The organism is Gaetbulibacter aquiaggeris (genome assembly GCF_044003965.1).
GTDB lineage: Bacteria > Bacteroidota > Bacteroidia > Flavobacteriales > Flavobacteriaceae > Yeosuana > Yeosuana aquiaggeris.
On sequence record NZ_JBAWKC010000005.1, the window covers coordinates 58,929 to 71,796 of the forward strand.

The 12,868-nt window shown below is 34.8% G+C and carries 10 protein-coding genes; 6 read left to right on the forward strand and 4 right to left on the reverse strand.

Features of this window, described 5'->3' with window-relative positions:
- Positions 1-66 precede the first annotated feature (66 nt).
- Positions 67-864, forward strand: a complete 798-nt coding sequence (locus tag V8G56_RS13680) for a TrmH family RNA methyltransferase (protein WP_395439023.1) — start codon at positions 67-69, stop codon at positions 862-864.
- 93 nt (positions 865-957) lie between these two features.
- On the forward strand, positions 958-2,190 hold the full coding sequence (locus V8G56_RS13685) for a M48 family metallopeptidase (protein WP_395439024.1): 1,233 nt from the start codon (positions 958-960) through the stop codon (positions 2,188-2,190).
- 201 nt (positions 2,191-2,391) lie between these two features.
- Here V8G56_RS13685 and V8G56_RS13690 read toward each other — a convergent pair whose 3' ends face one another.
- Complete coding sequence (locus V8G56_RS13690) at positions 2,392-4,173, reverse strand: hypothetical protein (protein WP_395439025.1); 1,782 nt, start codon at positions 4,171-4,173, stop codon at positions 2,392-2,394.
- Between the two features lie 388 nt (positions 4,174-4,561).
- Positions 4,562-5,218, reverse strand: a complete 657-nt coding sequence (locus tag V8G56_RS13695; RefSeq protein WP_395439026.1) for a hypothetical protein — start codon at positions 5,216-5,218, stop codon at positions 4,562-4,564.
- A gap of 620 nt (positions 5,219-5,838) precedes the next feature.
- On the opposite strand from V8G56_RS13695, the gene V8G56_RS13700 reads away from it, so the two are divergent.
- Complete coding sequence (locus tag V8G56_RS13700; protein WP_395439027.1) at positions 5,839-7,686, forward strand: DEAD/DEAH box helicase; 1,848 nt, start codon at positions 5,839-5,841, stop codon at positions 7,684-7,686.
- Positions 7,687-7,804: 118 nt separating this feature from the next.
- The gene (locus V8G56_RS13705) at positions 7,805-8,581 is read left to right on the forward strand and encodes a carboxypeptidase-like regulatory domain-containing protein (protein ID WP_331631278.1); all 777 of its coding nucleotides are present in this window, start codon (positions 7,805-7,807) and stop codon (positions 8,579-8,581) included.
- 17 nt (positions 8,582-8,598) lie between these two features.
- On the opposite strand, the gene V8G56_RS13710 is transcribed toward V8G56_RS13705, so the two are convergent.
- Positions 8,599-9,126 carry an SRPBCC family protein gene (locus V8G56_RS13710; RefSeq protein WP_395439028.1) on the reverse strand — a complete coding sequence of 176 codons (528 nt, stop codon included), beginning with the start codon at positions 9,124-9,126 and terminating at the stop codon, positions 8,599-8,601.
- A 161-nt stretch (positions 9,127-9,287) separates the two neighbouring features.
- On the opposite strand from V8G56_RS13710, the gene V8G56_RS13715 reads away from it, so the two are divergent.
- Positions 9,288-9,968, forward strand: coding sequence for an SIR2 family NAD-dependent protein deacylase (locus V8G56_RS13715; RefSeq protein WP_395439029.1), 681 nt, complete (start codon positions 9,288-9,290; stop codon positions 9,966-9,968).
- Between the two features lie 145 nt (positions 9,969-10,113).
- Entirely contained in the window at positions 10,114-10,908 is a 795-nt protein-coding gene (locus tag V8G56_RS13720) for a transglutaminase domain-containing protein (RefSeq protein ID WP_395439030.1), read from the forward strand.
- An 80-nt stretch (positions 10,909-10,988) separates the two neighbouring features.
- Here the strand turns inward: V8G56_RS13720 and V8G56_RS13725 are convergent, their stop codons facing one another.
- Positions 10,989-12,626, reverse strand: coding sequence for an ABC-F family ATP-binding cassette domain-containing protein (locus tag V8G56_RS13725; protein WP_395439031.1), 1,638 nt, complete (start codon positions 12,624-12,626; stop codon positions 10,989-10,991).
- Between the last annotated feature and the right edge of the window lie 242 nt (positions 12,627-12,868).

The following is a 12,868-nucleotide window of genomic DNA, read 5'->3' on the forward strand; positions in this document are numbered from 1 at the left end:
AGCGAGCTATTTAGCTCGCTCTTTTATTTAAACTAGTTTTATAAATACTTATTTTTGTGCACTATTATGATTAAGCAAATTTTCAGTTTACAAAACCCATTTATAAAACAGCTTGTTCAGCTAAAAGACAAATCAAGAGAACGCAAGAAAACCGGCTTGTTTTTAATTGAAGGTCAACGTGAATTATCATTAGCATTAAAGGGCCATTATGCTATTGAAACCATTTTATTTTTACCAGAATTAATTTCAGAATCTCAAATTAGTCCGTTGGTTTCTCCAGAAACAGAACTCATAGAAATATCTAAAGAGGTTTTTCAAAAATTGGCTTATCGCGATACCACTGAAGGCGTAATAGCTATAGCTAAATGCAAATCACATGATTTAGAAACCATACATTTTGCAACTAAAAACCCACTCATATTAATAGCTGAAGCACCCGAAAAACCAGGAAATATTGGTGCCCTTTTAAGAACTGCTGACGCCGCTAATGTTGATGCCGTAATTATTGCTAACCCAAAAAGTGATTTATACAATCCTAATATTATCAGATCTAGTGTGGGTTGTGTTTTCACCAAACAAATTGCACTTGGCAGCACTTCAGAAATTATTGATTTTTTAAAAACACGACATATTAACATCTATTGCGCGGCCTTGCAGGCTTCAGTTCATTACAATACACAGGATTATGCGCAATCAACCGCTATTGTAGTAGGAACCGAAGCTACTGGGTTGAGTGATGAATGGATAAAAAATGCCACTCAAAATATAATTATCCCCATGCAGGGAGAAATAGATTCCATGAATGTGTCTGTTGCTGCCGGAATACTTATTTTTGAAGCCAAAAGACAACGAAATTTTAATTAAAACGTCATTACTAAGGAAGTATGACTGAAGTAATATAACTAATATTAAACAGATTACCACGGCTTTTACAAAATCTCGCAATGACCTTAAGATATGACAGCTACCACCCTTTTCTATATCATAATCGCTATTATCATTATCAATTTTATTGTTGATAAAATTTTAAATGCACTTAATGCCCGGCATTATAAAGATGCCTTGCCAAAGGAGCTAATAGATGTCTATGATGAGTCTGAATACAAGAAATCTCAGGACTATAAAGCAACCAATTATAAATTTGAAATTATAACCTCCACATTTTCTGTTATTTTAACCTTGGGTTTTCTGTTTGTGGACGGATTTGAATTTGTTGATACTATTGCGCGAAGTTATAGTCAGAACCCTATCATCATTGCTCTAATTTTCTTTGGCATTATAATGTTATGTAGCGATATTTTAACCACACCATTCTCATACTATAGCACCTTTGTAATTGAAGAGCGCTTCGGGTTTAATAAAACCACTAAAAAAACCTTTATTCTTGATAAATTAAAAGGATGGATTATGATGATTATTTTAGGTGGTGGTATATTAGCCCTTATCATTTGGTTTTATCAAATAAGTGGCTCACAATTTTGGCTTTATGCCTGGGCCTTAGTAGCCGTTGTCAGCATATTTATGAATATGTTTTATTCGAGATTAATTGTCCCACTATTTAATAAACAAATACCTTTAGAAACAGGAAGTTTAAGAGAAAAGATTTCTGAATATGCCAAAACAGTTGGTTTTAAATTAGACAAAATTTTTGTGCTTAATGGTTCAAAAAGAAGCACAAAAGCAAATGCTTATTTTTCTGGTTTTGGAAGAGAAAAACGAGTGACGCTATACGACACTTTAATTAATGATCTAGATGAAGAAGAAATTGTAGCTGTACTGGCACATGAGGTTGGACATTATAAAAAAAAGCACATTATTTTCAACTTAGTAACCTCTATATTTTTGACCGGATTGACACTTTATATTTTATCTTTATTCATTAATAATCCTTTGCTTTCTAATGCCATAGGGGTTGAAATACCAAGTTTTCATATTGGGTTGATAGCCTTTGGTTTGCTGTACTCTCCTATTTCTGAAATAACAGGTTTAATTATGAATTACTTTTCCAGAGTTTTTGAATATCAGGCGGACAACTATGCAAAAAAAACCTATAAAGCAGAACCATTAATCACCTCACTTAAAAAACTATCAAAAAATAGTTTAAGCAATTTAACACCTCATAAAGCCTATGTATTTATGCATTATTCGCATCCTACTTTATTAGAACGCATTATGAATTTAAAAAAATAGTTGTTTTCTAAAAAAATATCGGTAATCATTTTTTTAGAAAAGATGATTACCGATAAAGAAATTCCAAATTTATTACATAAGTTTAATAAGTGATTTCACCATAAACTGTATGTTAATTATGACCTGTTTAAAAATTAATAGTCCTTTTTTCTAAACAAGACGCTATAATGCTTAAGGTTGGAAACCTTGTCTTCATTGGTCTTAACGAACCTTATTTTGGGGTACGCGATAAATGACATTCTTTCCGCCTCCCGAAATATAGATGTCACCTGATGAACCAACGGCTACCCCGTCAAAGAACCATGTTGAAGGAATCTCCAGACCAGGCCCGCTAAGTTCAAGATTTTCTACAAGCGTAGTGACGTTTTTACCTGCCTCTTTTGACAAGTCGATACGGGATAGACGGGATGCACCAGACTCCACCACCACCAAGCTTCCGTCTTTTTCAAAGGCAAGTCCTTCTGGATTCTGAAGGCCGGATGCAACAGAAACTGGTGCGGTCAGGTTTGTACCATCATAATCCAATTTATAAATTTCACCTGTAGACCTGTCAGCCACCCATAAGGTTTCACCATCGGTAGCCAAACCACTAGGTTCAACCAGCGTGGCTATCAACGATTGGTCACTTGCCCAGATTAGCTCACCCCTATTTGCCTCTGATACGATAATACCGTTCTTGAAGCGAATGGCATCCATAGGACTACCAGGAACTTCAAGTGTTCCTATAGGATAATTCTCGATGACCCCAATTAGAGGATCAGGATTCCAGACCTGCACGGCACTGCTAAACCAGGAAGAAATTATCAGGTTGACCCCATCAGCAGAAACATTCATTGGTAAAATTAGAGACGCAACACCTACCTCCGGTTGTATAGGGACTAAATACCCTTTATAATCATTCAACTGTTGGCCACTATTTCCATCGAATTGTCTCAACAAAAAGAGATCAGCTGCATACACAATATCCTTATTATTGGGTCCTGATAAAACTGCCAAGCCTTGAGGTTGTATCATTCCCCCTTTACTAATTATACGAGCTTGCCCACTTTTGAGTATCTCGGCCACCCAGCCTTCGTCATTATTGGTCATATACAAGGTACCATCTTCATCAAAGACCATATTATCTAACCCTGGCTGAAGGGCAGTGAACAGTGTTTTTTCACCGGTTAAAGTGTTTATTTTAAAAACCTCACCTGATTGATCCAACACATAAAGAAGTCCATCTGGTCCGAACTTTGCAGACGCTGGGTTTTTAAAGCCACCTGCCAATATCTGTACAGTTCCATCACCAAAAGGGTCTGTAGAAACAGGATCTCCAGAATTACCGACATTTACACTGATTACTAAACCTGCTGCAAACAGAGGTCCGTATAAGCGCCCGTCTGTACCGAAATCAAAAGCATTTAAAAAACCAAGAGGATAAGGGTTTGCTGCAGTCGATGCTATGATGTGTCGTGGAGGCTCAATAAGATCGGGGTCAAGCTCATATAGCCCGTCACCCAGAAAATCAAGTCCCACAAAGAGACGTCCATCTGATGAGAAAGTAATTGGGTTAACACCAGGTGCAACAAATTGGTACCCCAACTGATTGCCATCCAAATCCATTCTACCTACAAATCCGGTCAGAATATCAGTCCAGTAGAGCGATTGACCGTCAGGATTAAACACCAAATCATCAGGACCCAATACACCATTGCCTGGTCCAAATCTTTTGATGATCTTGCCATCATTCTTGTTTATCACTGAAATATCCTGACCATTAACACTAGCAACGTAAAGATTACCATCTGGTCCAATGTCAATACCGTTGGCTCCGTGCAGGGCAGCGCCTTTAGCTAATACTTTCAAAACAGAATTTTCGCCCTTCTGAGATTTGGCACTCACTGCCTCTAGGTTTATTTCAGACTCCAGGGTCTTATCCGTGCTGCATGAAAATGCAAACAGAATTACAAATAAAAGTGTAAACTTAAAAATTGTTTTCATAATTGGTTGGTTTTAATTGGTTATATAATTGATTAGTAATTGCAGTATTGCGTTGTTTATAATCATAACAATTTAATATACGATAACTTAAACCTAGCCAAATAGGTAGTAAAAAGGGCACATTATGGATTCATTGAATTAATCCATTCAAAATTTTAAATATGCTATTAATTAGGGAGTTACTTAATTTATTCTTTGAAAAGTTAGTGAAAAATTAAATATAAAAATAAAAATAATTATTTTAAACGACTAATTACCAGTAACCTAGGTCATAATGACGTTTTTTGCTCAATAATGTAATTTTAGTAAGCAATTTAAAATAAAAAAGGGCCGGTATTTTAAGCCGACCCGTTTTTATCATAGTCAATTATAGCTAAAAAAACTTCGGTTATTTTAGACTAAAATCAATATGTGCATTTTCCCATCCTCCGCCGGGATTAACATTCCACCACATTTGCAACATGCGTGATTTTCCTCCAGCACCGTTCAAAGTAAGAGCAGCATTGCCGTGAATTACCCACGCATTATTGCTGGGATCTTGATAGAGAAAAGTTTCACAAAACTCCTCTCCAGTGACTTCATCCACATAACAGAATTCTTCACTTGTAAATGTGAATTTTGTATTCATATTTCCAGTGCCAGAGTAAAACTCTCCTGTTTCAATGTTAAAGTAGCCTGCAAGAGCCTGGTTAGTTGTTAATTTGACTGAAACAGTCCCATCTGGATTCGTCCGCCAGAAATCACCTTTTCCATAACTACCTTCAAAATCTGCAAACTCACCACTGATAAATGTGAATGTGAACGTCTCCCAGTCGATTTCCATTACCACATTCTTAGCAATCCCTAAACGGTAACCATCGTCCGTTGGTTCAATGAAGTAGGCACCTTGGCCTAGATTATTTACCGCCATAATCTTTGCTACGCGTTGATACTTTTGAATGTCTACTTGTTTTGCTGATGATTTATGACTTTTGCTAACTGACGAAGACAAATTTGCTGAATCTATTTCAGGAGTACTAATAGCTTCATCCTGACTACACGACATACATACAAAAATTAATAACATCAATACATAAATTGTTTTTTTCATAATTGGTTGATTTTAAAATGATTAAAAATATATTTTGTTACCAATCACAAGAAGGGAAAATATTATAATAAAATTGCGCATGTAAAAGTGGAGGTTGAGTAATACTATAGTTTAATTATTACATATAGAGAAGTTAATACTTAACTCTTTACCTTTAAAGAATTATATATACCGAATGTAGTGTTCTGTTTTTCAATTATACTAGTTAATTATTTATAAACGTCAAAAAGCCATAATTCAACGTTCATTACTTAATTTCATCATGGTTTATTCAATTTCATAGTCCAAATTATAATTCTCGGCAGCATTTTGATTTCAAAAATTGCACAAAAAGGATAGTGTTAACGATTGAAATAGTATCCTTTTTTTTTATATAGATAGAGTGAAAAGCGTTTCAAAATAGCCTAAAAATAAAATCACAGGAATAAAAATAAAAGTGTATCTTTGCCGCTTGAAATCCAGAATATGGGTTTATATTCCTCAGAGTGAGGATGTGTTACAAGAAGGTTAAGGTTAAGTATGTCGATTCGCTTCTTATGTAACACCACATAATAAAATCGAATACTTACATAAGAATGAACACATTCCAACAATTGGGTCTTAACGAAGACCTATTACACGCTATTACAGATTTAGGTTTTGAAACACCCAGCGATGTTCAAATCAAAACCATCCCCATTTTACTAGAAAAAGATACTGATCTGGTAGCTTTAGCTCAAACCGGAACCGGTAAAACGGCCGCTTTTGGCTTCCCAATGCTTCAAAAAATTAATATTGATAGCAGAACTACCCAAGGGCTTATTTTATCACCAACTCGCGAGCTTTGTTTGCAAATTACCAATGAAATAAAACTTTATGGTAAATATTGTAAAGGACTTAATGTGGTTGCTATTTATGGTGGAGCCAGTATTACTGATCAAGCCAGAGATGTCAAAAAAGGAGCTCAAATAATTGTGGCTACTCCGGGTAGAATGAAGGATATGATAAACCGTAAACTGGTTGATATCTCCAAAATTGAATTTGCTGTTTTAGATGAAGCTGATGAAATGCTAAACATGGGCTTCTATGAAGATATTACTGATATCTTATCATATACACCAAAAGAAAAAAACACCTGGTTGTTTTCTGCAACTATGCCTCAAGAGGTTTCTAACATCGCTAAAAAATTCATGCGTAGTCCTGTAGAAATCACGGTTGGTAACAAAAATGAAAGTACAAACCAAGTGTCTCATGAATATTTTCTTATTAATTCAAGAGACCGGTATTCTGCCTTAAAACGATTATCTGATGCCAATCCTGATATCTTTTCAGTAGTTTTTTGCAGAACCAAGCGCGATACACAAAAAGTAGCTGAGCAACTTATTGAAGATGGGTATAGTGCAGCAGCCTTACATGGTGATTTAAGTCAAAATCAACGTGATTTGGTAATGAAATCTTTCAGAAACAAACAAATTCAAATGCTGGTTGCTACAGATGTGGCTGCACGTGGCATTGATGTTGATGATATTACGCATGTAATAAACTACCAGTTACCTGATGAAATTGAAACATATACACATAGGAGCGGACGTACAGGACGAGCAGGTAAAACGGGTATTTCCATGGTACTTGTATCAAAAAGTGAAGTGCGCAAAATAAAAAGCATTGAACGCATCATTAAAAAAGAGTTCATAAAAAAGGAAATTCCTGATGGTATGGAAATTTGCGAAGTACAATTAATGTCACTCGCCAATAAAATTCATAACACAGAAATCAATCATGAAATTGATAAATATTTATCTAGTATCAATGAATTATTTGCAGATTCAAGCAAAGAAGATTTAATTAAAAAATTCTTCTCTGTTGAATTTACCCGTTTCTTTAATTACTATCAAAAATCAAAAAATTTAAATGTTGAAAGTTCATCATCTGATGAGCGTGAATTTTCAAAATCATCAGACTCCGTGCGTTATTTTATTAATGTAGGTAGTAAAGATGGTTATGACTGGATGAGTTTAAAGGACTTTTTAAAAGACATATTAGAATTAGGCAGAGATGATGTTTTTAAAGTGGAAGTTAAGGACAGTTTTTCCTTTTTTAATACTGAAAAAGAACTGAAAGAAAAGGTCTTAGCCTTTTTTACAGACTTTAAACATAATGATAGATTTGTAAATGTTGAAGTTTCTGAAAACCGCGGTGGCGATAGAAGCAGAAGCAGAAGTCGTGGCCCAAGACGTGATGACAGAAAAGGCGGAGAAAGCAGAGGAAGTGATAGACGCAGTGGCTCTGGCCCAAGAAGTGAAAAACGAAGTTTTGGATCTGATTCCGGAAACAGAAGTGAAAGAAGACGTTCAGATAGTAGCTCTAAACCAAGACGTGCTGGCAGTTCAGATTCTAAATCTTCGGCATCTGGTTTTGACAGACCAAGACGTTCAAGAAGATAATTTATAAATCAAACCTCTTTGTTTATCACAAAGAGGTTTGTTAATTTTAAGTCAAAATATTACACTGGTATAAAATTTGACATTTAGTTTACTATTTTTATACCTAATTAAAAATTGAATGAAAAAGTATTTATTCCTATTTACCTTTTTACTAACAACGCTATTTTGTTTTTCTCAAGAAATCACTACGAGTGTTAAAGGAGTTGTAATAAATAGTGCTGATGACACGCCGCTTGAAAGTGTAAATATTGTGAACTTAAATGAGGTTATAGGAACGGCCACTAATAGTAAAGGGGAATTTGAAATAAAGGCTAAACCGAATGACACCTTACATTTTTCATATTTAGGTTTTAAATCCATCAAAGTGAGAGTGACCAATGACTGGATTAAGTTTGGAAGCTCTAAAATAGAATTGACAGAAGTGGCTTTAGCTTTGGAGGAAATTGTCATCAATCAATTAAAACTAACAGGTTATTTAGAGGTTGATATTAAGCAAGTTCCCATAAACAATAACTACCGTTATAGTATTTCAGGGTTACCAGGCACAGGTTATGAGGCCAGTTCACCAACAGCCATAACAAGAGTATTAGGTTCTATATTTAATCCGGCCGATTTTTTGAATAGGATGTTTGGTAAGAAACCAAATGAAATGCGAAAACTCAAAAAAATGAAACAGGATGATGAAATCAGGAATCTTCTTGCATCACGATTTGACAGAGAAATGCTTACTGCTTTGTTACAAGTTGATCGTGTAGATTTAGATGAAATTGTGAGCCAATGCAACTACTCTAAAGGTTTTATTCAAACAGCTAATGATCTACAAATATTAGATGCTATTAGTGAATGTTATGAAGAATATAAACTTTTGAGCAGAGGAAGAACTAATAGATTATAAAACTCAATGTTTGTTCATTAGGCTTTTTCCAATAAGGCTTTAAGACTGTTTAAGCCTTCTTCAAAATCCTTTCCAGCTGCTTTATCCATATTGTAAAATAGCATAAATATATTTGCTGGAAATTTATTTTCTCCTGAAAAACCCCAAGTCACTTTGGTCTGCATTTTACCTAAATTTTCAACTTTAGTAATGGCATGAGAAGTCGATTTCCATGGTTTGACAAAACGTAATTCTGCCTCTATCCTATCATTCTGAACAATTTCAAGTATTTCCTGCTCTCCAGAACCAACATCACTGTTGCCTTCCCATTTTGCTATAAAACCAACCTCACCATCAATTCCAAAATATTCTTGTTTCATGTTAGGATCTTTCTTTTTCCAAGGAGACCAATGATCCTGATTTTTAATATACTTTAAATACTCAAAGACACCACTATGTGGTCTGTCAATTATGACACTTCTGCTTACCTCATATCTTTTAGGCGCCAGAAAGGCGAGCATAATAATAATTGCCACTATGAGTAAAGTGAGGAGGAAGAAAATCATAAACGCTATTAATTAGTTGGTCTGTTGATGGTCTAAAATTATAAAAAATATTTTAGTTACAAAATAGAAAAATAATCTTACCAAAATCATTATTTTAGTTAATGTACATTTTTAACTATAACCATGTTTACGATGTACCAACCTGAAATATTTATTACTATATGAAACATATTGTTGTCCTCACCGGAGCTGGCATGAGTGCTGAAAGCGGGCTCAAAACCTTTAGAGAAGCGGATGGTCTATGGGAAGGTCATGATGTAACAGAAGTTGCTTCACCTGAAGGTTTTATTTCAAATCCCACATTAGTTTTAGATTTTTACAACCAAAGACGTAGGCAACTCTTAAGTGTTAAGCCCAACTCCGGTCATTTTGATTTGGCCCAATTAGAGAACTATTATAAAGTTAGCATAATCACTCAAAACATTGACGATTTGCACGAACGGGCGGGAAGCACAAATGTTATTCATTTGCACGGTGAAGTCCTAAAAGTGAGAAGTACGTTTGATGAAAATGATATTCAAATATGGAAAACAGATTTACTTTTAGGAGATACCTGTAAAAAAGGCTATCAGCTTAGACCTCATATTGTTTGGTTTGGTGAAGCAGTACCTATGATTGAAAAAGCTATTGACGTTTGTAGTACGGCTGATATTCTAGTGGTTATTGGAACCTCTATGAAAGTGTATCCTGCAGCAAGTTTGATTCATTATATACCTGAAAATACCAAAACCTATTTTATTGATCCAAAACCTGCCTTAGAAACCAAAAAGAACCTAACTGTAATTGCGGAAACCGCTACTCAAGGGGTAAAAAAGCTTTTTGAAATATTAAAATTTCAATAAATCATCATTGTATTTTCACTATTCATTATAATGCCTTTTTTCTTAAACAAATAACTTGAATTTAATATACTTCTGTATTTAATCATCTACTTTTGAAAAGCTAGCCGTTATAGTACTTTTACTCATTTTATTTTATACTTTATTTATGTGGTTACGAATTAGTTGTGACTTAACTTTTGATATAGAAGTTACGACACCTTTTATATTAATGTTACGCCCTAGAAGTGGTTTACAACAATGGGTAGCATCTGACGAATTCAAAATAACTCCAAATATCTCTGTGATTGAATTTACAGACAATTATGGAAACCTTTGTCAACGTTTGGTTGCTCCTCCTGGTCATTTCTCCATTTGCACAAAAGCCGATATTAAAACTTCCGAACTTGTAGATGTAGGTTTTGGAGCCGCATTCATAGAAATCCAGAATTTACCAGATTCTGTGCTTAGTTATTTATTACCAAGTAGGTATTGCGAATCTGATAGGTTTAGTGAAATGGCTATGTCAATTACTGCTCATCAAAGCCCTGGCTACGATCAAGTAGCCACTATCGAAACCTGGTTGCGCAATACTATAAGCTATATTCCAGGAAGTTCCAATTATCCTATTTCGGCCATTGAGGTTAACTTCAAGCAATCCGGGGTTTGCAGAGATTTAGCTCATTTAGGCATTGCATTGTGCCGAAGCCTTAGTATTCCAGCACGAATGGTAGTAGGTTATTTATACAATTTAGAACCTATGGATATGCATGCCTGGTTTGAAGCTTATGTTGGTGGTCGCTGGTACACTTTTGACGCCACCCAAGCCGGCCCAAAAGGCGGCTATGTCGCTATTGGCTATGGGCATGATGCCGCTGATGTGGCGATGTACAACCAGTTTGGACCATCTGTTTACCCCATGAGCCAGGTTGTTCAAGTAGAACTGATTGAAGAAAATTTATAGCGTTTTTTTTCTGAATTCATTTAGTGTCACCAGACGTTAAACGAAATGTAACAACATTTGTGTGTAAGCCAAGTCCAAATTTAATTTTTCAAATCAATCTGTTTTAAATTTTCTATACGGTTTCTTACTAAAAAGTCGTCAATAGTTTCAAAATGTTCAATAACGCGCTGGTCTTTAAACTCAAATACTTTTTGAGATAAACCTTGAAGAAAATCTCTATCATGAGACACCAAAATTAAGGTGCCATCAAAAGATAACAAAGCTTCTTTTAATACGTCTTTCGACTTTAAATCAAGGTGATTTGTAGGCTCATCCAGAATCAATAAATTCACTGGCTCCAACAGTAGTTTCACCATGGCTAGTCTGGTTTTTTCCCCACCGGAAAGCACACTTACTTTTTTATCAATATCATCCCCTTTAAACATAAAGCGACCTAATATGTTTTTGATTTGAGTTCTAACATCTCCTTCTGCAACCTCATCAACGGTTTGGAAAATGGTTAAATTCTCATCTAATAATGATGCTTGATTTTGAGCAAAGTAACCCACTTTAACATTGTGCCCTAAATGACACTGACCGTCTACTTCAATTTCACCCATAATCGCTTTAATCATAGTTGATTTACCTTCTCCATTACGCCCTACAAAGGATACTTTTTCTCCTCTCGAGATAGACATATTGGCATGTTTAAAGACAACATGTTCTTCATATGATTTAGATAGATCCTTGACTGTTACCGGATAATCTCCTGAACGTTGTGCCGGTGGGAAACGCAATTTTAAAGCCGACGTATCAATCTCATCAATTTCAATAATCTCCAGTTTCTCCAACATGCGTTCCCTGGAATTGACCTGATTAGTCTTTGAATACGTTCCTTTAAAACGTTCAATAAAAGCCATATTATCCGCAATAAATTTTTGTTGCTCATTATACGCCTTCACTTGATGTGTTCTTCGGTCTTCACGCAATTGCAAATAGTGTGAATAGTTGGCTTTATAATCATAAATGCGGCCCATAGTAACCTCAATGGTTCTATTGGTAATATTATCAATAAAGGCTTTATCATGAGAAATAACCATCACAGCCTTTGCCTTATTGATTAAAAAGTCTTCGAGCCAAATAACGGATTCAATATCAATATGATTGGTTGGCTCATCCAACAATATCAAATCTGGCTTTTGTAATAATATTTTGGCTAACTCAATACGCATGCGATAACCACCACTAAATTCACTAGTAAATCTATTAAAATCTTCACGTTTAAAACCCAACCCTCTTAAGGCCTTTTCTACTTCAGCATCATAATTAACATCTTCAAGCGCATAATATTTTTCTCCTAGATCTGAAACTTTAGTGATGATATTCATGTAGTCATCAGATTCATAATCCGTTCTGGTTTCCAACTCTTTGTTGAGACGATCCATCTCATCACGCATTTCAAAAATATGATTAAAGGCTTTTGAAGCCTCTTCAAAAACAGTACAGTTATCGTCAGTTAATAAATGCTGAGGCAAATAAGCTATAATGGCATCTTTCGGAAAACGAACATGGCCACGAGAGGGCTTTTGCTCACCGGCAATAATCTTCATCATGGTTGATTTTCCAGCGCCATTTTTACCCATTAGGGCAATTTTATCATTTTCATTTATAGTAAAGGAAACCTCTTTAAATAAAGACTGACCTCCAAATTCTACAGCTAAATTATCAACTGAAATCATAGTGTTTTTTTTTAAAGCTGCAAAACTATGAAAAAGTCAAATAGTAAAACCTTATTATTTACTATTTTCATTATTAAAATAACATTTAATACTCTTATATCAATAGGCAATTAAAATCTCTAATTGTCAAATATTTACACAATAACTAATATGTTTTTACTGATAATTTAAATAACAAATTGATGTAAGCTGAAAAAATAGTTCCTTTGTAAGTTATTATTTACTATATTTATTTTTTGCTA